General features: G+C 57.5%; 21 protein-coding genes, 1 tRNA gene and 1 pseudogene. 4 read left to right on the top strand and 19 right to left on the bottom strand.

Translation table 11 applies throughout. From position 1 onward, the window contains the following. Window positions 1–47: 47 nt before the first annotated feature. The 5 genes from OOT55_RS02800 to OOT55_RS02780 all read right to left on the bottom strand — a co-directional run bounded on the left by OOT55_RS02800 (window position 48) and on the right by OOT55_RS02780 (window position 7,816). Window positions 48–2,456, bottom strand: coding sequence for an endonuclease/exonuclease/phosphatase family protein (locus OOT55_RS02800; RefSeq protein WP_265367644.1), 2,409 nt, complete (start codon window positions 2,454–2,456; stop codon window positions 48–50). Further along, window positions 2,453–3,757 carry a glycosyltransferase gene (locus OOT55_RS02795; RefSeq protein ID WP_265367643.1) on the bottom strand — a complete coding sequence of 435 codons (1,305 nt, stop codon included), beginning with the start codon at window positions 3,755–3,757 and terminating at the stop codon, window positions 2,453–2,455. Before OOT55_RS02795 ends, OOT55_RS02800 begins: the two co-directional genes overlap by 4 nt. Further along, window positions 3,754–6,015: a hypothetical protein gene (locus OOT55_RS02790; protein WP_265367642.1), complete on the bottom strand. Its 2,262-nt coding sequence runs from the start codon at window positions 6,013–6,015 to the stop codon at window positions 3,754–3,756. The genes OOT55_RS02795 and OOT55_RS02790 overlap by 4 nt, the downstream gene beginning before the upstream one ends. Then, complete coding sequence (locus tag OOT55_RS02785; protein ID WP_265367641.1) at window positions 6,012–6,704, bottom strand: TVP38/TMEM64 family protein; 693 nt, start codon at window positions 6,702–6,704, stop codon at window positions 6,012–6,014. Before OOT55_RS02785 ends, OOT55_RS02790 begins: the two co-directional genes overlap by 4 nt. A gap of 170 nt (window positions 6,705–6,874) precedes the next feature. After that, window positions 6,875–7,816 (bottom strand): LysR family transcriptional regulator, encoded by a 942-nt coding sequence (locus OOT55_RS02780; protein WP_265367640.1) that lies wholly within the window; start codon window positions 7,814–7,816, stop codon window positions 6,875–6,877. Between the two features lie 104 nt (window positions 7,817–7,920). On the opposite strand from OOT55_RS02780, the gene OOT55_RS02775 reads away from it, so the two are divergent. Beyond that, complete coding sequence (locus OOT55_RS02775) at window positions 7,921–8,520, top strand: FMN-dependent NADH-azoreductase (protein ID WP_265367639.1); 600 nt, start codon at window positions 7,921–7,923, stop codon at window positions 8,518–8,520. 81 nt (window positions 8,521–8,601) lie between these two features. Here the strand turns inward: OOT55_RS02775 and OOT55_RS02770 are convergent, their stop codons facing one another. The 4 genes from OOT55_RS02770 to OOT55_RS02755 all read right to left on the bottom strand — a co-directional run bounded on the left by OOT55_RS02770 (window position 8,602) and on the right by OOT55_RS02755 (window position 11,753). After that, window positions 8,602–9,546: a YihY/virulence factor BrkB family protein gene (locus OOT55_RS02770; protein ID WP_265367638.1), complete on the bottom strand. Its 945-nt coding sequence runs from the start codon at window positions 9,544–9,546 to the stop codon at window positions 8,602–8,604. Window positions 9,547–9,611: 65 nt separating this feature from the next. Continuing rightward, complete coding sequence (locus OOT55_RS02765; protein WP_265367637.1) at window positions 9,612–10,133, bottom strand: GNAT family N-acetyltransferase; 522 nt, start codon at window positions 10,131–10,133, stop codon at window positions 9,612–9,614. A 76-nt stretch (window positions 10,134–10,209) separates the two neighbouring features. After that, entirely contained in the window at window positions 10,210–11,262 is a 1,053-nt protein-coding gene (locus OOT55_RS02760; RefSeq protein WP_265367636.1) for a Kelch repeat-containing protein, read from the bottom strand. A gap of 185 nt (window positions 11,263–11,447) precedes the next feature. Next, window positions 11,448–11,753, bottom strand: a complete 306-nt coding sequence (locus tag OOT55_RS02755; protein ID WP_265367635.1) for a helix-turn-helix domain-containing protein — start codon at window positions 11,751–11,753, stop codon at window positions 11,448–11,450. A 769-nt stretch (window positions 11,754–12,522) separates the two neighbouring features. On the opposite strand from OOT55_RS02755, the pseudogene OOT55_RS02750 reads away from it, so the two are divergent. Continuing rightward, window positions 12,523–13,221, top strand: a pseudogene (locus OOT55_RS02750) (replication endonuclease); the annotation flags it as partial. Between the two features lie 163 nt (window positions 13,222–13,384). Here the strand turns inward: OOT55_RS02750 and OOT55_RS02745 are convergent. The 5 genes from OOT55_RS02745 to gltX all read right to left on the bottom strand — a co-directional run bounded on the left by OOT55_RS02745 (window position 13,385) and on the right by gltX (window position 18,634). After that, a complete protein-coding gene (locus OOT55_RS02745; RefSeq protein WP_265367634.1) occupies window positions 13,385–13,969 on the bottom strand; it encodes a hypothetical protein in 585 nt (194 codons plus the stop codon). Between the two features lie 678 nt (window positions 13,970–14,647). Next, window positions 14,648–15,097: a hypothetical protein gene (locus OOT55_RS02740; protein WP_265367633.1), complete on the bottom strand. Its 450-nt coding sequence runs from the start codon at window positions 15,095–15,097 to the stop codon at window positions 14,648–14,650. A 37-nt stretch (window positions 15,098–15,134) separates the two neighbouring features. After that, a complete protein-coding gene (locus tag OOT55_RS02735; protein ID WP_265367632.1) occupies window positions 15,135–15,710 on the bottom strand; it encodes a hypothetical protein in 576 nt (191 codons plus the stop codon). 1,229 nt (window positions 15,711–16,939) lie between these two features. Beyond that, window positions 16,940–17,015: transfer RNA gene (locus tag OOT55_RS02730), tRNA-Ala, on the bottom strand. A gap of 107 nt (window positions 17,016–17,122) precedes the next feature. Further along, window positions 17,123–18,634: a glutamate--tRNA ligase gene (gene gltX, locus OOT55_RS02725; protein WP_265367631.1), complete on the bottom strand. Its 1,512-nt coding sequence runs from the start codon at window positions 18,632–18,634 to the stop codon at window positions 17,123–17,125. A gap of 178 nt (window positions 18,635–18,812) precedes the next feature. On the opposite strand from gltX, the gene OOT55_RS02720 reads away from it, so the two are divergent. After that, on the top strand, window positions 18,813–19,643 hold the full coding sequence (locus OOT55_RS02720; RefSeq protein WP_265367630.1) for a sulfite exporter TauE/SafE family protein: 831 nt from the start codon (window positions 18,813–18,815) through the stop codon (window positions 19,641–19,643). A gap of 69 nt (window positions 19,644–19,712) precedes the next feature. Here the strand turns inward: OOT55_RS02720 and OOT55_RS02715 are convergent, their stop codons facing one another. From OOT55_RS02715 to acnA, 5 genes are all read right to left on the bottom strand, one after another. Then, complete coding sequence (locus OOT55_RS02715; protein ID WP_265367629.1) at window positions 19,713–20,606, bottom strand: class I SAM-dependent methyltransferase; 894 nt, start codon at window positions 20,604–20,606, stop codon at window positions 19,713–19,715. Window positions 20,607–20,637: 31 nt separating this feature from the next. After that, window positions 20,638–21,084, bottom strand: coding sequence for a molybdopterin synthase catalytic subunit MoaE (gene moaE / locus OOT55_RS02710; protein ID WP_265367628.1), 447 nt, complete (start codon window positions 21,082–21,084; stop codon window positions 20,638–20,640). A 1-nt stretch (window position 21,085) separates the two neighbouring features. Next, the gene (gene moaD / locus OOT55_RS02705) at window positions 21,086–21,334 is read right to left on the bottom strand and encodes a molybdopterin converting factor subunit 1 (protein ID WP_265367627.1); all 249 of its coding nucleotides are present in this window, start codon (window positions 21,332–21,334) and stop codon (window positions 21,086–21,088) included. Next, a complete protein-coding gene (gene moaC / locus OOT55_RS02700) occupies window positions 21,331–21,825 on the bottom strand; it encodes a cyclic pyranopterin monophosphate synthase MoaC (protein ID WP_265367626.1) in 495 nt (164 codons plus the stop codon). The genes moaD and moaC overlap by 4 nt, the downstream gene beginning before the upstream one ends. Window positions 21,826–21,918: 93 nt before the next feature. Further along, a complete protein-coding gene (gene acnA, locus OOT55_RS02695; protein WP_265367625.1) occupies window positions 21,919–24,657 on the bottom strand; it encodes an aconitate hydratase AcnA in 2,739 nt (912 codons plus the stop codon). 221 nt (window positions 24,658–24,878) lie between these two features. On the opposite strand from acnA, the gene OOT55_RS02690 reads away from it, so the two are divergent. After that, window positions 24,879–25,586: a glutathione S-transferase N-terminal domain-containing protein gene (locus OOT55_RS02690; RefSeq protein WP_265367624.1), complete on the top strand. Its 708-nt coding sequence runs from the start codon at window positions 24,879–24,881 to the stop codon at window positions 25,584–25,586. Window positions 25,587–25,591 lie beyond the last annotated feature (5 nt).

The following is a 25,591-nucleotide window of genomic DNA, read 5'->3' as shown; positions in this document are numbered from 1 at the left end:
AAGCGTTCTGCGTGAGGGTCGTTTACCGCGACGTCTTTGTCAAAACATTACGGCCTGCCAGAAACCAGAACCTCCGCCACCAGTGGCAGGTGATCCGAGGCCGTGCGCGCCAGTTGGGAATCGATGGTGGTCATAGTGACCGCCGCCAGATCATCGCTGATGAAAATGTGGTCGAGGCGCATCTGGGGAAAGCGGCTGAAAAAAGTGCCTCGTGGCCTGAGCCCCGGAATCTGGGTCTGCACATCCTTGAAACGGGCGGCCAACTGGCGGTAAACCGCCGACGACGGCATTGCGTTGAAATCGCCACACAGTATCACCGGTCCCTGGCAGTCGGCGTGACTCAACCACTCGCGGCCCAGTAGTGCGTCGACCTGAACCCCGCGCTCACGCACGCTCAGTCCCAGGTGAGTATTGATGATCTGAATTTCACGGTCCCTGAATTCTACCGCCACCCACAGAGCCCCGCGCGGCTCTCGCTGAAGGTTGCCCTCCAGACCGGGCAAGGGCCCCGCCTTGATCAGGCGCAGGGGTAATCGCGTCAGGATGGCGTCTCCGTAGAGTTCCTCCTCCAGATGAATGACCGGATGAAAGTGGAAGTCCATATCCAGATGGCGCGCAATCAGATGAGCCTGGTCCTTGCCAAAGCTGCGCGCCTTGCCCACATCCAGTTCCTGCAGCGCCACGACATCCGGTTGAGCCTGGGCAATCACGCGGGCGATACGCCGGGTATCCACTTTGCCATCCATGCCGATACAGCTGTGGACGTTGTAGGTCATCACCCGAAGACTCTCCGCCTTCGGGGTTTCCCACTGAAAAGTGCCGGTCGTCGCATGAGGTTCCGCCCTCCCGAGAAGTCGCAACGCCGCCTCGCGCAGGTCCAGAGGGCGCAGGAAAGGGTGAGGCGAGGCCCGCAAGGGTACGTCTCTGGGCAAGAGTGCGAAGCCGCCGGTTTCCTCTGGTGCCACACCGCCGTGTGCACCATTCTCCTGGGCAAAGGTCAGCGACGGCGCGCCATCACACCAGCCCAGCAGGACCAGGTCGCCCGCATCCTTGTGCCGACACAATCGCACCAGGTCGTCACCCATCACCGCCACAAACGGGTGCCCGGCACCAAACAGCCGCGCACTGTCCTCCGGGAGTGACAGTTCCCCCTGAGCGGTACAGGCGAGGATGCTTCCGGAGGCCATCACGGTCAGCACCGCAGAAACCCTGTGCGTGTGTACCAGCTCATGGCTCAGCGCCACCCGCTCCCGGTCACTCAACGGCACCGGCGAATAGGCATGCCCCACCGGGCCCAGGGCGGAGACAACCCAATGTTGCGCCGGCACCTCATCGCCGTTGATGCCCAACACGGAAAACCAGCGTTGCACCCGTCGCCCTCCCAGTACCCGCGCGCGTTGCCCCTGTTTACTGGGGGGCCTGGTCCTGAGCTCGGTGGCGGCGTTCAGTGCCAGGGTTTCCGCGGCCCGAACCACCGCATCTTTAAGGCTGTAGCCTTGCATCTCGTGATAGTTCGTAGCGTGCGACTGGCCGTGATCGGAATACACCCACAGATCATAGTGGCGCCACGGCGCATGATGAGCCGCATGCCATAAACGGGATATGGCATCATCGATGCCTTTCAGCGTCCAGTGGGCGAACAGGGAACCCGGGCCCCGTCGATGAGCCTGTTCGTCATACCCGAGAAAATTGATGTGAATGACCGGCAGCCCCCGGACGATATCGATCTTGCCACCGATCACGCACAGCTCGCGCAGGAGAATGGTAATTCCCACCCGCGCCGGGATGAATTTCAACTCGGTAACGATATCCTGACCGCGGGTAACGCCGCGAATCGCATCCACCAGTGACAAACCCAGCTCGGTGAAAAACAGAACGAGCATGCGCAGAAAGCTGTAAAAGTTGACGCACAGAAACGCGATCAGCACCAGAGGATTGGCGCTGCGCAAGGCCGGGCCCCATCCGACAGACGTTGCGCAGAAGTGCGCCTCACTGGCGCCACCGGTGTAGTTATCGACGTAGGCGCTACCCGCTTTCAGCAACGGTTCGAACTCTTCACTGGCGCAGCGTTCCTGCACCTTGGTTGCGGCGTCGGCGTCAAACATGCTGACCCGTTTACCGGTATCACGGTCGCGAAACGAAAACGCGGGGACCGCCCCTTTGACACCGTAAAACAGCTCGGCCTGAACCGCCGGCGTCGACGAAGGCAACCCGGAGTAGTGCGGGTGTACCCGGTAATGCTCGCGTTGCAGCAGACGTCGGAGAAAGGGCAACTCCCCTTTTGCCAGTGCCCGTTCAAACTGTCGCTGGGAGAGGCCATCCACCTGCACCATAATCAGACCGGGCCGATTGGGCGAACCCTCGGACACCGGCAACTTCAGCAGTCTCGATAACCAGAGGCTGCGGCTGAGGTTGCGACGCAACCGACGAAAGAACACCTCCACCCGGCCAATCATGGTGCTGTCTGCCCACCCTTTTTCGGGTCCTTGGGATGAACCGGGGTGACCGCCGCATCTCCGGCTTCCGCCAGGCTTTTCAGGATTTTCCACTCCGTCCTGATCCAGGTGAGCACATCCTCCCAGTGACGGTCCTCGCCGCCCCTACCGGTGCCGCCCCGGGCGATCAGGTCGGCATAGAGCCCCAGAGCCTTGTCCGCCGATCGGGGCATGGAGTAGGTCTCGGCGGTCTCCAGCGCATGCCGTCGCAATACCGCCCGCTGCTCGGCGGGCAACGCCCGAACCCAGCCCAGGGCGTCACTGAATGATGCCACGCTCCCGGTCGGCAACAGGCGCCCGTTCCAGCCATCCCTCACCACCTCCCGCACACCCGAGGCATCCAACGCCACCACCGGCAAGCCCGCCGCCATGGCTTCGGTCAGCACCATGCCCTGGGTTTCGCTGAGAGAGGCAAACGCAAATACATCCATCGAATGGAGGGCATTGGCGAGAGACTGTTGCAGGAGGACTCCGAGAGTATGCAGCCGCGCCGCCAGCCCGGCCTGCTGAAAAGCCGCGCGCAGCTCACCGGCATAGGGGCCCTCACCGACCACCAGGCAGTGACCATCGGAGTGGACTCGCAAAAAATCCACCAACGCCGCCGTCATAAACGCGAGATTCTTCTCCGGCGCCAATCGACCGAGATGCCCGACCACAAAGGCATCCCGCGGTATCCCGCACTGCTCGCGCACGGCCGCGCCATCCCCCCGGGCGAAGTTCTCCAGAGACACACCGGTCGGGACGACGCTGACCGGGGTGGTGACGCCGCGCTCGGTCAGCAGTTGCCGGATGCTGTCGCTGGGGGCAAACACCCAGTCACACTGGTTGGCGTAGCGGGTGGCCAACTCAATGGCGAAACGTTTGAGCGCCGGCGAGTCCCCCGGCACATAGTGCGTGTACTGCTCGTACAGTGTGTGATGGGTGAATACCAGGGGTAACTTCCGGTAGCGGGCCACCCGCAGAGCGGTCATTCCCAAAAGGAACGGATGCTGGGAATGGACAATATCCGGCTCAAAGTCATCCAGGGCATCGCTCAATCCCTGATGAAACGGCAGCGCCACCGAGAAATCACTGGCATTGAAATTCTGGATGGCCGCGACGCGCACGACGTCCTGTTCTCGTGCGGGCATGTTGGGAAACCGGGGAGCCAGCACCAATACCCGGTGACCGCGCTGTCGGTATTCCCGGGCAAAGGCGACCACCGAGCGTGACACCCCGCCAACGTGTGGCGTAAAGGTATTGGTTACCAATAAAATGTTCATCGCTCAGCGTCCTCTTTAACCGTCCTTCGCAGCACACAGGCATTCCGCTCGGCGCTGACATGAACCCGCTCGTAACCGGGCAGGGCCAGAACAATGTCCGGCGCCTCCCGGTGCCAGTCCCCCTGCCACTCCACGCGAGGCTGAGCGCCGGGATTGGGCCAGAGGCTGAGCGTCACCGCACCGAACGCTGTGGGCGCCGGCCCAAAGTGGATGGGTTGCTCCTGCTCGAGCCAGCGGGCCGGAATCCCATCGCAGAGAATCAGCTGACCGCCCTCCTCCCGCACAAAACAGTGCCGTACCATCAGCACCCATTCCGCCGACGCCCAGACGTGGTGGCCATCCCCCATGCAACCACCCCCGGTGAGAGGATGAATTGCCTCGGGCCATTGCCCCGTTGGCGACGCCAGCTCGGCGACACTATCCATCAAGTCCAGATAGCGCGAGTCACCGGCACGCAGCAATACCTGGGCAACGTGCAGCGTCAGGTAGGCATTGAGCCCGGAATGAATCATGTCCTGGTAGAAAGCACCGTTCACAAAGCAGTGCTTGAGCAGAAACTCGACGGTATCCAGCAGACGCCGGTCCGTCGGGGCACAACCCTGGATCGGGTAACCCACCGCCAGGGAACCGATGGCTCCGGCATCCAGTCGCCGGTAGGGAGAGGCCGGCATGGCCGGGCGCCCCAGCCGGATCTCACAGCCCGCCAGACTGCGCTCGATGGCTGCGGCAAAGTCATCCGCTCCCTTAGCAAAGGTCTCGCTCGCCTCGGGATCCTGTTCACCCAACAAGCGGGCCGCAGCACGCAACCCCGCCACGCCCCAAAAGTCGTCCCAGTAGTAATAATCATTGGGGCCCAGATGCTCGGCACTGAACCCGGCGGGCAACAAACCGGCGTGCGGTGCATCCGGCGCGTTCCTGATCCGCTTGCGCTCGATCCAGCGGGCGCCACGCTTGATGCATTTCAGCCAGTTGGGCGAGGGTGTCTTACCCGTCATGGCGAAGAAGCGTTCCAGAATCCACAGCACCTGGCCGTTGGAATCCCACTCCCCCTCTTGCGATCGAAAAAAGCCGGTCGCCGTCTGCCGCGCCGGAAATTGCGCCAGCGCCCGCTCCGCCCGCTCGGTAAAACCCGCGCACAGCAGGGCGTGAATCAGAAAGGCGGCATCACGAAACCAGAACCGCTTGTAAGTGAACGGCCCCGGGTATACATCTTTTGGGGAATGCAGAATCAGGGAGCTGATGGCCGCGTCATAGAGAAACTGGTAGCGCGCCTCGGGGCAGCTGAGTCGGCAATGTTGCGCTTGAAGAGTCGGCCAAGCCTCTTGCGGATAAGCCTTTTCGCTCCCCTCTGAAAGAGGAATACTGGCCCGGACCTCGCACGTCTGCCCCGCCACCACAGGAAACATCGCCGCCGCCGTCACCATGCCGACGTCGCAAATTCCCTGCGTCTGTTCTTCCCGCTCCAGCAGATGGATATAGACATCCCCGTCGCGATAATCGGATACGTGGTGCCGCGCCACCCGGGTGTCGAATTCCACCCGTCGCACACCGTCAACCAGCCAGGCATCGCGCTCCGGGGACAGGCTGACCCGGTGTACAAAACTGATCCCCTCCGGGTTCTGTGGCCGCAGCGCCAGCACCAGCCAGCCGTCGCTGGCTGCCCGTCCGCTCAACTGCAACTGGCATACCGGCTGGCCCGCTTCCAACACCACCCGTGCCCGGGCGGTCAACTGGAGGTCGTCCATGGCGCTCTCGGTGCTGATGCTCAGCCCCGGCGTCAGTTGTTGCTGCTGCCGACACGCCGGCGTGCGCGAGGGCAACAGGCAGCGGCCGTCCCCGGCCAACAGCCAGCCGTCCAGCGACCAACCGTCGAGAAACGGGGTCAACAGCCCCCGGGGATCGACAATGGGTAGCTCTTCCACGTCCGGGTAACCGATGGCCGTCCAGTTGCGGTGGGTCAGGTTGATGTGGGTAATGGAGAAGGCGCGCGGAATAAACGACGGGTCGCAAGGGTCGAACTGCCGCTCGATCCAGAAGGGCCAGACCCAGTCCAGGTTGTGCTGGATTACCCGACTGTTGATCAGCCCCCGCGCGTGAAATACCACGCCGGCGCGCAGCAACTCGATTGGCTCCCCCACTTCCGAGGGCTGAGCAAACTGATGCAGCCGCGCCAGCAGAGCCACCGGGTCCAGGAACCCGTGTTTGCGGGCCACATAGCGAATGGCAAAACGCCAGGGTAACCACTTCATCCAGGTCATGGCGTGCCCCCGCGGGCAGCGGCATTGTCATCGGTGCCCGGTGGGTCGGTATAGGGCGCCAGAGCGCGCCGGGCCAGGCGGTTGAGGTACACAATCGCCACCACCGTCGCGACGAAGCCGAGACCGTAAATCCCCCACTCCAGCGGAGAACGATCCAGTTCCCGGGTACCCAGTTGCGACAGATCGGCAACGATGGAGCCCAGGTACACATTGTGCAGGGAGAAAGGAATAAAACCGATAAACGACCCCACCATATAACCCGACAGCCGAAACTGGGTCAGGCCAAAAAAATAATTGGCCAGCTTGCTGGGAAAGAAGGGAATAAGGCGGATCAGCAGAACAATTTTCCAGCCATTGGGCGTCAGTTCCTCACTGACCAGCCTCAGGCGGGTGTGCCTTACGACGAACTGGCGCGCACGGGCCCCAAAAAAATAGCGGGCGCCCAGAAAAGCCAGGGTAGCGCCGAGCGTGGTACCCACCACCACATAGCAGGTCCCCAGCACCGGGCCAAACACAAAGCCCGCCCCCACGGTGAACAGCGCGCCCGGAAGCAGCAGCACCACCACAGCGGCCATGACCAGCATGAACAGCACCGGCGCCCAGACGCCCTGGTCCCTGAACCACTCCAACAGCGCGACCACCTGCTCATGCACATCGAAGTAGATCAGCACCGCCAGCAAAACCGCCACAAAAAGAATGCCCCCCGCTATGGCGAATAGCGGCGACGGTAGCCTGCTGGAAGGCTCTGGTGGAAGACTCTGCGTCATCGTCCAACCCCCAATGCAAAGCGGTGCCGGCCGCGAAGGACGGGGTCATATCCTTGTTCTGCTCAGCAAAAGTATAGCTGCAAATCGCGTACTTACCGCTGTTCAGGCTCTTTATCGGATAGAAACCTGGCGCACGCGGTCTGGGTTCTATCCCGGATGATGTGTGCCAGGCGCTCCACGCCCGGACCTGCCACATCGCCGCCGGCAAACACCAGATACAGATCGACAAAGCGTTCGCGCCCTTTACGCATGGGCAGAGGCTTGAGAGTCCCAGCGGCCAGTTCATGCCGAATTTTCTCCTCCATCAACCAGGCAAAACCGTATCCACGCGATACCGCGCCAATCAGGGTCGCCATATTGGTCACCGTCCACCGTTGCTCCACGTCCACGGTGTACGTTCGGTCGTTGCGCTCAGAGGAGGTATCGCGCACGACAACATGTCGGTGCTTGCGAAGGTCGCGGAGTGACAGTTCACGCCCCAACTGATGCAAAGGATGATCGGGGTGGGCAACAGGAATGATTTTGGCGCCACGCTGAATAATAGAACCATCGTAACCGACCGGAATCTGTGGCAGGATCGCAAGGTCCACCTCGCCCCGCTTCAACAACTCTTTGCCGCCATCAAGCACCGTTTCATAAACGTTGATCCGGGTCTGCGGACTGATCTCTCCAAACGCGTCGAGGCATTCCAGCAGCAGCCAGGCGGGAAACAGTACCTCCACGGCAACGGCAATCTCACTCTCCCAGCCCGCAGAGGCCTTGCCCGCCGCCCGTTCGATATTTAACGAGTCTTCCAGCAACTGCTGCGCGCGTTGGTACAACATGCGCCCGACCGGGGTCAGCGTCGCCTTTCGCCCCTGAATCGAGAACACCTTGACGTCCAGCATGTGCTCAAGCCTCTGCACCGCATAAGTGATTGAGGACTGACTCTTATGCAACGCCTCGGCGGCCTGGACGTAGCCCCCGGCATCAACCACAGCCACTAGGCAGCGCCATTGCTCCAACGTGATATGGGGGGTGGGTTTCGCTTTCATATATCTATCCATTTGATGATTTTAAGCCAATATTTGCATTTTTATATCGACTGGATCAATGGTTAGATACCCCTAGCCATCAACAATTGATCTGGAGGTACATCATGAGCACGTTATTGACCATTCAAAGCAGCCTGTTCGGAGAGCAGGGACAGTCCTCAGCACTCATCAACCGTTTCGTCGAGCACTGGCTGACCCTGCACCCTGGCGGCAAAGTCATTAATCGCAACCTGGCCGAAGATCCGGTCCCCCACCTCGACCTTGAGCGATTCCAGGCCTTCACCGCCACCCCGGATGAGATGACGGACGCGCAGCATGAAGCGGTCACCCAATCAGATGCATTGATTGCGGAGCTGGTCAGCGCCGATGTGATCCTCCTTGGAATACCCATGTACAACTTCAACATTCCGTCGACGCTGCATACCTACTTCGACCATGTCGCCCGCGCCGGCGTTACCTTCCGCTACTCCGCGAACGGCCCGGAGGGCTTGGTCAAAGGCAAAAAGGCCTATGTCTTTGTGACCCGCGGAGGAGTGTACGGTGAAAGCCACGCCCAGACCGATTTTGTCCGCCAATTTCTCGGATTCATCGGTATCACCGATGTGGAATTTATCCACGCCGAAGGCCTGGCGATGAAGGAAAAAGCCGAGAAAAATCTGGCGGCTGCGAAACAACGGATTGAACGTCTGAGCGCGGTAGTATGAGCTTGATGCCCCGTGAAACAGGGGCGTCGAACTGCCCGGCGGCCTGTCACCGGACTTCAAGAGATGCAGCAATGAGCCTTCTCACTCATTTTTCTTTTGCACTTCGTCAATCAACTCGCGATGCACTCGCACCGCTGTGCTCCTGGGCAGCACTGACAGACCCCGGCCCTCAAGGTGCGCCCGGGTAAACGCCGCCCCGAACAGGAGAATCATGGAGGAATAGTTCACCCATAACAGGAGCAGCGCCAGAGAGCCGGCGGCACCATAGGCCGATGCCGTCGCCGTATAGGCCAGGTAAATGGCGATCAGGGAGCGGCCCACCGTGAACAGCACGGCGGTGATGAAGGCGCCGAGCAGAACGTCCCGCCAGGACAGAAGTACATCCGGCAGGATTTTGAACATCGCAGCAAACAGCGCCGTCACCACGAACAGTGAGAGAAACAGTTCCATCCCTACCATGGCCCAACCGGGCACCGGCAACCACTCCTCCGCAAACGCCATGATGGTACGCAAGGCCACGGACAACAGCAGCGAGACCAGCAGAACGAAGCCGATGGCCAGAATGATGGTCAGCGACAACAATCGGCTTTTGATAAAGATCCAGAGACTGCTTTTGGAGGGACGCGGCACAACACTCCAGATCTCATTCAGAGACCGCTGCATCTGGGCGAACACGGTGGTGGCACCGATGATGGTGGCCGTGATCCCGATCAGCGCCGGCCAGATGCCGCTCTGATCAATTTGCGAATTGACCACTGCTGTCTGAACCACTCCGGCGGCCTCCGGCCCGATGGTCCCCTCAAGCTGTTCAAAGAGCTGGCCCTGAACCGCCCGCTCACCGATAAACAGCCCAACGAGCATGACCACCACGACCAACACCGGTGCGATCGAGAAGACCGTGAAGAACGCCAGCGCGGCGGCGTAGATGAAGGCCTGGCTGCCCAGCCAATATTGGCTCGCGGCGAGGAAGATGTCGAGCCAGTGCTTTACGGGAGCAGGGAGCTTGTCCTGAATCGTCAAATCCATAGTGTGAAGAACCTTTGCCTTAGCGATACCTGGTGCCCGGTGTCGACGCAACGCCAGAGGGGCAGTCACGTCCTTCTCTCGTAGTGTTCAAGCACGCGCCTTTCACCATGAACATTCGTAGACACTGTACCTGTATACTGGAAACCGATATTGAGGATTACCCGCCCTGAAGGGCGATTTTCTTTCAGGTGCCTGGCATAAATCAGTGGCAACCCGAACTCTTTCAGTCCGAACTCAACCAGAGCGCCCGCGGCTTCGGTACAATACCCGTTACCCCAGTATGGAAACCCAATCCAGTAACCGAGATTACCGTCGGCAGCTGTGAGTTCGGTTAGACTCACTGTCCCGATCAGTTCCGACGTTTCCGAAAGAGTGACCGCGTAAACGATTGCCTCACCACGCGAAAACGCAACAGCCCGAGAGGCTATCCAGCTTTCCGCCATACCGTCTTTATAGGGATACGGTATGTTGGCCGTCATTGCTGATACTCGACGGTCGCCCGCCAACGCCTGCACTCGGGGAGCGTCTGTCAATGAGAATGGCCGTAGCGTCAATCGTTTGGTATGAAGTTTAGGTTGCGTTTCCATTTAGCATCGTTCTCCCTGTTTCCCCAGGGCACTAAGTGCCCATGAAATTGGCGAATGAATAAGTTTGTACGGATACCTACTCACCCATCTCCATAACCCAATGATCATTCAACTCAGGACCGCCACCACGATTTTCGCTGCCGGCGACAATATGCAATTCTCCATTGAACAGCGTGGCCTGGGTCCCGTGGCGCCCAACCGGTAAAGGTGGCAGACTGAGCCATTCCCCAGTTTCCGGGTTGTACGCCTCCACTTCGCGGTGGGCTTCAACTTGACTGATACTCTCACCGCCCAAGACCACCAACAATCCATTGAAAGCCACCGTTGCCGTACCAGCACGCTCGGTGGGCAAAGGCGCTTCCAGTGTGTGCCAGCGTTGGTTTTCAATGTCATACACATCGACGGGCGCAACGGTGAGCGACATGCTTTCGCCCGTGTCGTGGGATGAGGTACGCCCTGCGGCCGCGTATATGTGCCCATCAATCACCGCCGCATGAAAATGATCCCGCGCATGGGGTGCATCGGGCAGTTGCGTCCAGCGTCCGGTTTCCGGATCAAACACATCCACCCAGGGGACATAGCCGCTCATATGGCCACGCGTGTTTCCACCCACGAGATAAATCAGCCCTTCATGCAACACAACGCCGCTGCCGCCACGCCGACGATCGGCGGGAATTTCTGGCCCCTCCGACCAGGCGTCCGTGGCGGGATCGTAAATCAAGACATTAGCCAGTGGAGGCTCTTCCGGAAAACCGCCGGTCATGGCGCCCAGCACGTAGAGTTTTTCGTCGTATTCGATGGCCTGCATATGGTGAATTTCAAACGGCGGTTTGGCGCCCTGGCTCCAATTCCCAGTGGCTGGATCAAAGATGTCCAAAGGCCGCTCACCTCGACCGCCGATCAGATACAAATGTTCACCTACAGCCACAAAACCGTTTTCGTGGCGCGCACTGGGTGGTGTACTGGCCTTGTGCTGCTGCCATTGCACTGGGGCGATGTCGGTAACTTGTGGGCTATTGGTTTCAGAGTTGCAGGCCGCAAGGACACAGAACGCAGCAGCCATTGCGGCCGATGAAACGAGTGTTGTGACGGTGCGCCGGGTTCTGATTGAGGGATTGAACAATGGCATCGTTTACGACTCCTGTTGTAATTTTTTGAGCAAAAATTTTTATAGAAGGTGTCTATTCAACTGGGGGAACGATAAACCTTGACGTATAGCTATCAAGGGATACTGTGTCAGGAAAACGTGCGAATATATGGCACCCGACGCAGGAGAGTGTCCGGCACGTGAAACGCGCGTTTATAATTTGCTTGTCAGCCTGCCTCTTTCATTAAGGACTCTGTAATGACTTCAGGGTGCCTAAAAGCAATTTGGATGAGAGCTTGGGCGGCGCCTGAAGGTTTTCGACGTCCTTGCTCCCATTCCTGAAGAGTGCGAGGGGATATATGTAGAGCTTCTGCAAACTGTGACTGGGAAAGCCCGGTTTTAATACGAGCCGCCGCCACTTCATTTGGCGAAACCTGCGTCGTCCGTGCTACTTTACCCGCCTTCATTTCATTCACGGACTGTAGAAGCTTTTTGCCTAGCTCTTCCCCGGTCATGGTAGGTTGTTTAGCCATTTTCAATTACCTCTCGGATGGATTTCAGCAAGTGAGCTGGGATATTACCGCGAACACTCTTTGCATAAATCACCAGTAACCACAATTCTCCGTTTTCCCGCTAAATATACGTCATTGACGTATAATCATCAAGAGCTAGACTAACAGCTGCATGAGCCAAAAATTACCGTCCACAAAGAAGGTGGCGCGTGAATTTACGTGCTAGTATGGAAAACGACTTGAAGGACCAGTCTGGGCTGGGGACCTTGCCAAGTATTGCCAAAGTAGCACCGTCTCCGCACTGCAAATAACAACTATTCTTAAATGGCGGATATCAATATGTCTCGAGCTACCCTTATCTTACTCATATCCTTAGTATTCAGCGCCGGAGTCTTTGCAGGAACACCCGTAAACTCTAGCCCTGACATCGATTCTTCAGCTTCATTGAGCGTCGAGAGTGCCGCTTGTGCCGATTCAACGTCTGCATCAGGTGAACCAGATACGCTTATGGAGCTTGCCCAGAGCTGCTGCAAAATTTGCCGCAAAGGCAAGGCTTGCGGAGACAGCTGCATATCCAAGGATAAAACGTGCCACAAGTCGTCCGGGTGTGCGTGCAATGCTTCATATGGTGGCTAGGTCCACCACTCGTTGATGAAACACCAAGCCATTCGAAAAAGCTTTATCACGCTGAGCTAAGGAAAGCTCAATTCTAGCCTCCCACTTCGCTCTCAGACCGACTTACTAAGCTCTAAACGGCTGATACGAACACCTCTTCCGTACCAGCTTTTACACCTACGGAATGCGCGTCACTGAGCCGCACCACGACGAAACACCCCATTGGCACCTCTTGCTCTTCATTCCGGCGGACCAGGCCGCACGAGCAACCGAGATTTTGAGGCGCTACGCCCTTGCGGAAGGCGGGGATGAGCCAGGGGCGGCACTAAGACGCTTTACCGCCGAAACGATAGATCCCAACAAAGGCAGCGCTACCGGCTACATCGTCAAGTACATCTCCAAAAATATCGACGGTTTCGGCATCGACGCCGATTCCTTCGGACGAGACGCCAAAGAAAGCGCCATAAGAATTGAGACCTGGGCTTCCGTGTGGGGGATTCGCCAGTTTCAGCAAATTGGAGGGGCCAGCGTCACGGTTTGGCGGGAATTACGCCGATTAGAGGCTAATACGGAAGACAAAGAACTGCTTCGCCAGCCCATCGCAGCGGCCGACGACAGCGACAGGGAGGAGTACACCCGTCTCATGGGCGGAGCGGTTTTCCCCCGAAAAGACCGACCGATAAGGCCTATGATGATCATTCGTGAAACGCTGAACAAATACGGCGAAGCGGTAAAAAATTTAAAAGGCCTGTTCTACGGACCCGAGCGGGTAATAACCCGAGTTCACGATTGGACGGTGCGCCTAGTCAGCCAGAATGCCAATCCAACATCAGAAGAGGCAGAAGCTACCGGTATTCAAACCGATCACATTTAGCGTACAAGTCCGCACTTATTGGCACAACCCGAGAATTTCGCTCCCTTGGAGTTCTGTCAATAACTGTACTCTCCATGCAGGACGATGAGAGCTATCGAATAAAGCAAAAGACGACAAGTTAAACGCTATATGGTAGGTCTAAATGAATGGCTATTGACACGGATTAAGTATGGTGTAGCCAAAAGTGTAACTCAGGCGCCAAAGTGCTTAGAAATATCCCAAAGGTCAGCAAAACCAGCCCCACAAGGGACGTTACGATATCCGACGTATGTAGAGACTCTAAATCCGCTCGCAGATCTTTTTCTAACCTTTGGGTTTCCTCTGCTGTCTCCTTTATGTGTTTTTCATGGCTGCCCTTTAGTTCCCTAAGAATAATATTCTGCTGAGATTGCGATTCCCGGAGGCGGCTAAGATTTTCAACTATCGCATCGACCCTCTTCTCTAACGAATGTTCTGGATTATCTGGAGTCCATGCAGTTAAATCAGCTGTTCCCGTAGCATTCATCGCAGCAGCGACACCAGCGCCCCTAACAACTCGACCTTTCCAGTTTGGAAAGCGCTTTATCCACTTTATTAAAAGATCCCGTAACAAGGGCTGCCTAAAGTGTGCTCGAATGAGCAATAATCCCCTGATGGCAAGCAACATGCCGATAAGCTGAAGAACGAAACCCGAAATCCTGATAGAGGCTTCGCTTTGCCAGACAGCTATTTCTAACAAAAAGGCGACAACCAAGATGAACAGCCCCATAAAGACGACTCTGGCCTCTGCCAACCAGCGCCATATCGCGCACAACCAACTGAGCAATCTAAATTTTGTCAATTAAATATTCCTCGCCTAGCGTTCAACAAGATCTGACTGAGACCAATTAAGTAGTTGAACTAATTTTACGATAGTATCTGCTTACCAGATACTAATTTCATTATACATTTTCAGAGCAGAATTTATATATGTTCACTCTTTACTTCCTATGAATCCAGATATTATCCATAACCCCACCATTAGTACTAGGTGGTATAACATTAGAGAAATGCCAAATGCTACGAAAAAAAAATAAATCATTGAGTAAACTGTCTCAGATATACTATAGGAGAGGTATATTCCGGAGATTGCGCTTAGTACAATTCCCAACCTACGCCACCCTCTATGACCACAAACTGAACTAAGAAACATGGCCACTCCAAGTAGCACACCAAAACCTATCGGCATATAAATATATTCGGTGCGATCAGGATGCTGAAATATTCCTCTGTAGTTCGGGTTGAGTAACGCATCAAGCGCCTGTGCGTAGGATATGAGACAGGTAGCGCCTATAAGTATGTATATAAACATTCTTACCATGTTGAACCTCTTAACATAGAGGAATTAACCATACAGAGCGTTTACGTTACTTGGCAACGTCACGGCGCTCAAATCCGTCCAAGCGAACTATTCTTGTTTGGCACTAAGATTAACTTTTCCTACATCTTTATCATGAAGAAGGTTGTCGATTAAACTTAACCCAGGATCTCTCTTTGCACGATACCTAAACCGTGAAATAGTTCTCCATATTTTAAATCTCTGATAGTAAGAATGAGATGATTCAGAGCTACGCGATACTTCATAGTCATAGTAAGCTTTAGCTCCGCTATATTCTTCAAAAACGTGTATGGAGTAATGATAGGCGTTCTCTTCCTTTCCCCCAGATACCCCTAGGAAGGAACTTTTTTTATCATTCTCATTTACTTCAAACCCCAACGCAGAAAGACGTTTAATTCTATCTTCATGCGACATTACGTGCAGGGATACTATTACGTACAAGTCCCAGCTTGTAGCTTTTCCGATCTCAACTATATACCAATCTTTTTCCGGGAATATGAATTCATACGGTAAGTTCACAATCTGCCCTCCAAATCCCTGTACTTGCCAATCGCTTTCACTTAAACTTTACATTGAAAGCAGCTTCATATGCTTCTTTAACCACATTATGAAGCAAAGGAAGCCTGCTATGGTCTGTTGGTATGCCTGGTCCGCCGATCATGTAGCTATGATGAAACGAACCTCCAGTGTATTCAGAGTGCAGCCAATAAATCTGATGATCTCTTCTATCTTCTAGAATTTTATATCGATTCTCCGGTGAGGACAGTATCTCCTTGATGTCTCTGTCACTCTCCCATAGGCTCAAAGGTAGTATGTTTGCCCTTTTGGATGATGGCGCTCCTATAGAAAGCCAAACATTCACATCGCCAACTTCATTTGAAAAGGCTATGGCCTTTACGCATTCTTCAGTAACTACTTCCTCTGATGAAGACTTAACTTCAAGGTAAGTGTCGAAGTCATGGATATAAAAATCTGGCAAGTATTTTTCACCAGATGAAAGAGTTATAAGATTTTTTTCGTATTCGAATGTGACCCCCAAACGATCAAAAAATACTGCCCATCTAGCCTCAGTTCGGGATCTATATATAGTACCTATATACTCTGTTTTCCTTGAATCGATATCTCTAATCATAATAACTTCCTAATACCCAAATACGAAGCTGCGGCGCGAAGCGCCGGAGCGAAGGCCCCGCCCATCAGCCGTTGACATAATTTTTGTCAAACACGCTCACAACCTTGAGACTTGTTCCAGAAAGGCGTTGAGTTTACCTGTGTTAATTGGGTTTTGATCCACACCTAACTTATCCCATAGATTCAACACTTCCTTTTCGTGGTGATTCGGTGGGCGCCCATATCCTCGCAGTTTCCAGCAGTTAAAGAGATTCTGACGTCACCCTTTCTGACTTCAATAACCACGCAAATAGCAACCCCTTCCTTTTCTCTTTCCCGTATTTTCGCGTTGATCTAGCTTGGATTAATCTTTGAATAATCTTGCGAATTCTCGTTAATCCGGACCGTTATCATATTCATGCTCCTAGGGTGTTTGGCGCCTTTAGAATACGCATGCATGCCATCCCCCAATCAACCATTTTACTGAAGACGGACACCCCTAGTTTTCGATATCTTTCAGACAGCTTTCCGTCAATCAGGTGGGATGGAAACACGCACTGCTTCTCCGCAATGTGCTTCATTCCGGCCACACCGCAAATACACTGGGCAAACTATTCAAACTATTTTCATTGCTGCTTAGACCGGTCCTATGGATTCATCCACCGCATATGAACCGCTTTCTAGTCTAGAGCATATGACTATAAGGCTAGCACGGGCCACTCGAAGGCGCACTCACGCATTTAAGGGCTCGGCGGCCCAAAGAGCCGCTCGGGTATGCGCGCAGAAGCAAGCGGCTATAGCGATTTGCTGAGCGCGATAGTTACAACAATCTGGCGGCTTCCCAGTAGCGGGAAGGGGTTAAGCGGGAAATTGATGAGTAAATTTGGACTTAGTATGGACTTAAATTACAGATACAAAAAACCCGCTACGTGAGCGGGCTTCTAAGCCATTGATTTACAACGATTTGCACAATTCCGACTGGGGAAGGATAGCTGTTTCGAAGCCAACGGAGGGGCGGGATGCACTCGGGCCATCCATGGCCCTCGCCCTTCGGGCAGCCTTCGGCTGTGCAAAATGGCTGTCCTGCCGATTAGTATGGAGCACTTCCTTGTGCTCCACCCTGCGGGCCGCCCATGCGGGCGTTCGGCAGCGCTCCCGGCGCTGCACGTGAACCGCGTCAGCGGCCCTCACCCGGCGGGGGTCCCGCCAAACAAAAAACCCCCGCACCTTTCGGTGCGAGGGTTTTGTGTTTGGTGGAGCCTAGCGGGATCGAACCGCTGACCTCAACACTGCCAGTGTTGCGCTCTCCCAGCTGAGCTAAGGCCCCAAAACTGCTTGTGCTTCGTTGGAAGCGGGGCGCATTGTAGCACCCCGCTCTGGGCTGTCAAGATCAAATCCGCCAAAAATCCTAATTTGTTGATTTTTAAGCAGTTGTCACTCGCTGTCGCTTGAAGCGACTTCCTCTGCACCCAGCACCTGGTAGGCCTTTTCCAGCTTTTTGAGCTGCTTTTTGCCCACGCCGCCGAGCACTTCGACGGCTTGACGCAGTCTGGCGCGGCTCATGTCCGGGCCGAGCAGGACCATGGCGTCCATGACCGAGAAGGAGGCGGTGGTGCCGGAGATGGCGACGAACAGCGGGGCCAGGAAGTCTTTGACCTTGATCCCGGTGGCGTCGGCCAGGGATTTTAGCTCGGCGAAGATGGCGTCGCGCTCCCAGGTGCGCAGGGCTTCCATGCGCCAGACGGCGAACTGGAGGACCCGCTTCTGTTCGTCCAGGTCCAGCTTGTTGCCGGTGAAATGGCTCTCGGTCAGGCCCAGGTTGCCGGAGGCGAGGAAGCTGACCAGGGGGGCGAAGTCGCCCAGGGTTTCCATGCGGGGCTGGGCGTGGGGCAGCACTTTGAGCAGGTTGTCCCGGTTGAGCGCCCAGGCCTGCAGGCGGTCGGCGAGCTGCTCGGTGGAGAGGTCTTCGCGGATCCACATTCCATTGAGCCAGGAGAGCTTTTCCACGTCGAAGATGGGGCCGCCCAGGGACACACGGGTGATGTCGAAGTGGGCCTGCATGTCTTCCAGGGTGAATTTCTCGCGCTCATCGGGCATGGACCAGCCCATGCGGCCCAGGTAGTTGAGCAGGGCTTCGGGCAGGAAGCCGGCGCGCTGGTAGTAGAGGATGCTGGTGGGGTTTTTGCGCTTGCTGAGCTTGGATTTGTCCGGGTTGCGCAGCAACGGCAGGTGGCACAGCACGGGGGCTTCCCAGCCGAAGTATTCGTACAGTTTGAGGTGTTTGGGGGCGGAGTTGATCCACTCCTCACCGCGGATCACGTGGGTGATGCCCATCAGGTGGTCGTCCACCACGTTGGCCAGGTGGTAGGTGGGCATGCCGTCGGCTTTGAGCAGCACCTGCATATCCACCTGGGACCAGTCGATGTCGATTTCGCCACGCAGCATGTCCTGCACTTTGCAGGTGCCCTCTTCCGGCACTTTCATGCGGATGACGTAGGGCTCGCCGGCGTCCAGGCGCTGTTTGACTTCCGCTTCGCTCAGTTTCAGGCCGCGACCGTCGTATTTGGGGGTTTCCCCACGGGCCTGTTGTTCCGCGCGCATCTGGTCCAGCTCTTCGGCGGTGGCGAAGCAGTAGAAGGCATGGCCCTTCTCGATCAGCTCTTCGGCGTAGCCCCGGTAGATGTCCATGCGCTCGCTCTGGCGGTAGGGGCCGTGTTCGCCGCCCACATCCGGGCCCTCGTCCCACTCGATGCCCAGCCAGCGCAGGCTGTCCAGAATGGCCCGTTCGGATTCCGGGGTGCTGCGGGCCTGGTCGGTGTCTTCGATGCGCAGCAGGAACTGGCCGCCGTGCTGGCGGGCGAAGCACAGGTTGAACAGGGCAATGTAGGCGGTACCGACGTGGGGATCGCCCGTCGGTGAAGGCGCAATACGGGTGCGAACGGTCATAGAAAACTTCCGCGAGTTGATGAACGAGAGTGCGATATGGGCCGGCATTATACGTGAGTGACGGCAGATCTGCGATGAACCTGAACACTTTGAACAGACATTAAATTAGAGTTTACTAATTTAACTGGCTTGCCTAGTATTAGCCTATGACACTCATTACTTGGCGGGGGACGCGCTCATGTTTTTTCTGATTGGCATGCTCATCGGACTGGTGCTCGGCCTGACTGGCGCGGGTGGCTCGGTGTTTGCGGTGCCGCTGCTGATTCTGCTCGGCGGGATGAGCGTCCATGGTGCCGTCGGCCTGTCCCTGGGCGCCGTGGCCATCAGTGCGCTCTACGGCAGCGTTCGCAGCTGGCACAGCGATCTGGTGCTGTGGCCGCCCACCCTCATTCTCGCGCTCAGTGGCGCTCTGGTCGCGCCGTTAGGTCAATGGCTGGGCAATCAATTGCCAGACGTCCTGTTGCTGGTCAGTTTCAATGGGTTGACGCTGATTATCGCGGTGCGCATGTGGCGCGACGCCCAGCGTAACCCCGAGCGCGCCCAGGTGGTACGGGCCAGCAGGGCCGAGCACCGACGCCCGGAGATGCTGTGCATGCTGGGCCCGAACGGTCAGTTCGAGCTCAAGCTGCGCTGTATTTCCGGGCTGACCATTGGTGGTGCGTTGGTGGGTTTGCTGTCCGGGGTATTTGGGGTCGGCGGCGGGTTTCTGATTATTCCCCTGCTGTTGTTTCTGAGCCGAATCTCCATGGTGCAGGCGGTGTCGATTTCGCTGTTGATCATCACCCTGATCAGCAGCTCGGGCTTTATCAGCCACTGGCTGTTCAGTGAACAGGCCGGCACCCCGATGGACTGGTCTCTGCTGGGCTGGCTGGCGCTGGGCGGAGTGGGAGGCATGGTGGTTGGCCAACAGATCAGTCACCGTATCGCCAATGCCCGCCTGCAACAGATTTTTGCGGTCGGGCTGGTGCTCCTGGCGCTGGTCACTCTGGCGTCCACCCTGATTCGCTGACCGCGGCCTGTCGCCCTCAAAACAAAAAAGGGGCCGAAGCCCCTTTTCCGTGCGCTGCTGCCGAGTGGCTTATTCCGCCGATTCGGGTTTGACGAAGCGCAGGGTCATCCGGTCACTCTCGCCAATCGCCTCGTAGGCGGCGCGATTCTCTTCACCGAGGCGCAGTGACGGTGGCAAGGTCCACACGCCCTCTGGGTGATCCCGGGTGTCCTTGGGGTTGGCGTTGATGTTGCTGCGGTCATCCAGTGTCAGACCGGCCGCTTCCGCCAATGCAATCACCGCCGCCTCGGAAACGTACCCGGTAGCGGCACTTTCCGAGGGGTCGGCATCATCCACGGCGCGATGCTGCACCACGCCCAGCACGCCGCCGGGTTTGAGCACATCGGCAAACGCCTGGAACATGCCTTCGGCCTGCCCACCATTGATCCAGCCGTGCACATTGCGGAACGTCAACACAAAGTCCGCACTGCCCGGCTCGCCCAGCACGGGCGCTGAAGGATCGTAGAGCTGTACGTCGGCATTGCCGTAGAAGTCGGGCTGTTCCTCGATACGCGCCTGAATCTGCGCCGCCTGACGGATCACGTAAGAGGGCATGCCCTCCAGCTCGGGATCCGGCGTGGCGGCGATGTATTGCCCGTCTTCGTTGACGAAGGGGGCGATGATTTCCATATACCAGCCGCCGCCGGGGTTGATCTCAATGACGGTGTCATCGGGCTCCAGACCGAAGAAAAACAGGGTTTCTTCCGGATTGCGATAGCGATCCCGGGCCCGGTTTTCGTCACTGCGGTGAGCGCTGGCCATGATCTCCAGAATGCTGGCCCCCGGAGCCGCCAGAGGGGCGCCGTCCGAGATTGTCGCTTCGGGCTCCGGTTCGGGGGTGGCAGTCTGGGTTTCTTCTGCCTGGTCGCAGGCGGTCAGTGCGGTGGCGGCCGCCAGGCAGGCGACGAGTTTAAGGATTTTCATGGTTTGTCTCCGTTTATTATCGATAAGGTGTTCAGTTCCAGCGCGCGAGGGCGCGCAGGTCTTTGTCCCGGGCGTCGACCCAGACTGAGCCGTCTTCGGTGTCTTCGCGCTTCCAGAACGGCGCCCGGTTTTTCAGATAATCCATGATGAATTCCGCGGCCTCGAAGGACGCGTCCCGATGGGCGCTGGTCACGCCAACGAACACAATCGCGTCCCCCAATACCAGTGAACCGACGCGATGGATCACCCTGACCCGCCCCAGCGGCCAGCGCTGACGCGCATCGGCGACAATCTGCTCCAGCGCCTTTTCGGTCATGCCCGGGTAGTGCTCCAACGTCATGCCGGTGACGGCGCGACCGTCGTTGTGGGAGCGCACTCGACCGACAAAAAACACGGCCGCGCCGGCATCCACGTCGTCGGCGGTGAGCTGGCCGTATTCATGGGCCACATCAAAAGGCGCGGTCTGCACGGATATCATGTCAGCCTCCGGTCACGGGGGGCATAAAGGCCACCTCGTCACCATCATGAACCGGATGGCCGGACTTCACCAGCGACTGGTTCACCGCAAAGAGCACGCCGGAGGCGCTCAGGGGCTCGCGCCAGTCGGGGTGTTCCGCCACCAGACGCTCACGCACCTTGGTGACACTGTCACCATCCACGGTTTCCAGGGTGAGAGAATCACAGCCCAACTGGTCGCGCAAGCGGGCAAAAAATAACACCTGAATCATGGCTGCTTGGTCTCGTCTTTGGCGCGCACGTAATGACCGCGACGGCCACCGGATTTCTCCAGCAGTGAGACATTTTCGATCACCATACTCAAGTCCACGGCCTTGCACATGTCATAGATGGTCAGCGCCGCCACGCTGGCGGCGGTCAGTGCTTCCATTTCCACGCCAGTCTGACCGGACAGCTTGCAGTAGGTTTCAATCGCGACACCAGCGGGCTCTTCCTGCAACTCAAACTCCACCCCCACTTTGCTCAGCGCCAGTGGGTGACACAGCGGCACCAGGTTGGCGGTCTGCTTGGCCGCCTGAATTCCGGCAATGCGGGATACCGCCAATACGTCGCCTTTTTTCAGGCCATTTTCACGAATCAACGCCAGGGTGGCGGGTTGCATCCGGACAAAGGCACTGGCCCTCGCCTCACGCACGGTGGCGGGCTTGTCCGACACGTCCACCATGCTGGCGCGCCCTTGATCATCGGTATGGGTCAAACTCATGGGAAACCTGTTGTGATTGAAATAATCCTTCATCATACCCGAAAAAAAGCGCCTCCCGTGAGTGGGTAGGCGCTTGTGGGTAGTGCGAACGGGCTACTGACTGGCGAGGTTGCGCAGTACGTAGTGGAGAATGCCACCGTTCCGGAAGTAGGCGAACTCGTTGGGGGTATCGATGCGCACTTTGGCCTTGAAGGTTCTGGCTTTGCCATCGCCTCCTTTGGCGCTTACTTCCACCTCCTGAGTGTCCGCCTGCACGGCGGGTATATCGAACGCTTCCTCCCCCGTCAGCCCCAGGGAGTCTGCCGACTCTCCCTCGGCAAACTGGAGTGGCAGAATGCCCATGCCGACCAGGTTGGAGCGGTGAATCCGTTCGTAGCTTTCGGCGATGACGGCGCGCACTCCCAGCAATGACGGGCCTTTGGCGGCCCAGTCCCGGGAGGAGCCGGAGCCATATTCCTTACCCGCCAACACCACCAGCGGTGTGCCGTCTTCGCGATAGCGCTCGGCGGCATCGAAAATGCTGATGACTTCGTTCCCGGGCAGATAGGTGGTCCAGCTGCCTTCGGTTCCAGGGGCCATCTGGTTTTTGAGCCGGACGTTGGCAAAGGTGCCGCGCATCATCACTTCATGATTGCCGCGCCGGGAGCCGTAGGAATTGAAGTCCGACGGATCCACGCCCTGCTCTTGCAGATACAGGCCGGCGGGACTGTCCGGCATGATGGCCCCGGCCGGGGAAATGTGGTCAGTGGTGATGCTGTCACCCACCTTCACCAGACAGCGTGCCCCCTTGATGTCGGTGATGTCGTCCGGGGTTTTCCCCATGCCGTCAAAGAACGGGGGCTTGCGCACGTAACTGGAGTCCGGCCAAGCGTACAGCTGGCTCTCCTCCACCGGCAGTGCCCGCCAGCTCTCGTCGCCGCTGAACACGTCCGCGTACTTCTCGGAGAACATGGCCGGGTCCAGGTTGTCGGCAATGGCTTTCTGAATATCCACTGCGGAGGGCCAGATGTCTTTCAGATAGACAGGCTTGTTGTCTTTGTCGTAACCCAGCGGCTCCTTCTGCAGGTCGATATCCATGGTGCCGGCGAGCGCGTAGGCCACCACCAGCGGCGGCGATGCCAGATAGTTGGCCCGCACATCCGGATGAATCCGCCCTTCGAAGTTGCGGTTGCCCGAGAGCACGGAGGTGACGGTAAGGTCGCCCTCATGAATGGCTTCGTGAATTTCCTTGGGCAGCGGGCCGGAGTTACCAATACAGGTCGTGCAGCCGTAACCGACCAGGTAGAACCCGAGGCCCTCCAGCTCATCCATCAGCCCCGCTTTTTCCAGGTAGTCGGTCACCACCTTGGAGCCGGGGGCCAGACTGGTCTTGACCCAGGGCCGGGATTTGAGCCCTTTGGCCCGGGCGTTCTTCGCCAGAAGCCCGGCTGCCATCAACACCGCCGGGTTGGAGGTGTTGGTACAACTGGTGATGGCGGCTATCACCACCGCGCCATTCTTCAACAGGAAATTCTCACCGGCATAATCCACCCGGACCGCCCCCTGGTCCGAGAGGGGCACGCCACCCACGGCGGCGGCTCCACCTTCAGAGGAAAAATCCTGCTCGGTAGAGGCAATGGTGTTGCGCCGGTGGCGATCCATTTCATTCAACACGTCATGGAACGCCGGCTTGGCGTCGGTCAGGGCGATCTTGTCCTGGGGACGTTTGGGACCGGCGATGGAGGGCACCACGGTGCCCAAATCCAGCTCCAGTACGTCGCTGTACGCCGCATCCGGCGTTTTATCGTCGTGCCAGAGCCCCATGGCCTTCATATAGGCCTCCACCAGTTCCACCTGCTCTTTGGAGCGGCCGGTGAAGGTCAGGTAATCCAAGGTCTGCTGGTCCACCGGGAAGATCCCGCAGGTGGCACCATACTCCGGCGCCATATTGCCGATGGTGGCGCGATCGGCCAGGGTCAGGTGCTTGAGGCCAGGGCCGAAGAATTCGACGAATTTACCCACAACGCCCAGTTCACGCAGCATCTGGGTGACGGTCAGCACCAGATCCGTGGCCGTGGCGCCCTCGGGCAGCTCGCCGGTCAGTTTGAAGCCCACCACCTGAGGAATCAGCATGGAGATCGGCTGACCCAGCATGGCCGCTTCGGCCTCAATGCCGCCCACGCCCCAGCCCAGTACGCCCAGGCCGTTGATCATGGTGGTGTGGGAGTCGGTGCCGACCAGGGAGTCCGGGTAGGCTTCCAGCACACCGTCGCGTTCGCGGGTGAACACACCACGGGCCAGATACTCCAGATTGACCTGATGGACAATACCCGTACCGGGGGGCACCACCTTGAAGTTATCAAAGGCCTTTTGGCCCCAGCGCAGGAACTGATAGCGCTCGCGGTTGCGCTCCACCTCCAGGGCGGTGTTTTTCTTGAAGGAGTTTTCGCCACCGAAGAAGTCCACCATGACGGAGTGGTCAATCACCAGCTCGACCGGCGAGAGCGGATTGATCTGCTCGGGCTTGCCGCCCAGGCTCTTCACCGCATCGCGCATGGCCGCCAGGTCCACGATGGCCGGCACGCCGGTAAAGTCCTGCAGGACCACCCGGGCCGGCACGAAGGCAATTTCCTGGGAGGGCTGAGCCTTGGGGTCCCACTGAGCAAGCGCTTCGATATCCGCATCGCTGACCACGTCCGTATCGGAATGGCGCAACAGGTTTTCGAGCAGAATTTTCAGCGAATAGGGGAGCTTATCGACCGGGAAGCGCTTCTCCACTTCCGTGAAGGGATAATAACGATAGTCTTTGCCGCCCACCTTCAGGGTGTCGACGGACCGGTAGGAATCTGCCATAACTGCCTCACGGTTTGCTAAAAAATGAATCCATCACTGCTTTAGAGATTAGGCCATTGCGGCCCGGGACGCCAGCAGGCGCTTGAGTTTCCGTTCGCACGAGTGGGGCAAATGTGCTTTCTTAAAAACATATGGGGCCTTATGCTGTTAATCCAAGCCCTCTTTGCGCCGATTTACACTTGTCAGCATTGTAATGTTTGCCCCAACCAGGAGATGTCATCATGTCCCAGCCACCCATTTTCCGTCGCTGGCCACCCCGGGAACCGGAACTGATCCAGCTTTATTCGATGAACACCCCGAACGGGATCAAGGTGGCTCAGGCGCTCGAAGAGATGCACTTGCCGTATGAACCCCATACGGTCAACATCCTGGCGGGCGATCAGCACACCCCGGAATTTCTGTGGATCAACCCCAATGGTAAAATTCCCGCACTGTACGACCCGGATGGCCCCGACGGACGCCCGATCAGCCTGATGGAGTCCGCCGCCATTCTTATTTACCTGGCGGAGAAAACCGGCACCTTCATGCCGGTAGACCCGGATGGCAAAAGTGCCTGCCTGCAGTGGCTGTTTTTCCAGATGGGCCACATCGGCCCGATGTTCGGCCAGTTCGGTCACTTCTTCGTGTACGCCCGGGACAAGTGCGACCACCCCTACCCCGTGGAACGCTACAGTAAAGAGACGCAGCGCCTGCTTGGCGTGCTGGAGCAACACCTGAATAACCGGGACTACATGTTGGGGGAGAGTTTCAGTATTGCCGATATGGCCATCGCGCCCTGGGTGGACTGCCTGGACACTTTTTACCGGGCCGGTAAACACCTGAAACTACGGGAATTCCCGGCGGTTCTGCGCTGGCTGGCACGCTGTACCGAGCGGCCCAGCTACGGCATCGCCCGCCGGGTGTGCGACCCCGAGGACCGGGATCGCTGAAGCGC

It is taken from the genome of Marinimicrobium sp. C6131, assembly GCF_026153455.1.
Classification (GTDB): domain Bacteria; phylum Pseudomonadota; class Gammaproteobacteria; order Pseudomonadales; family Cellvibrionaceae; genus Marinimicrobium.
This window is presented reverse-complemented; position numbering and strand designations above follow the sequence as displayed.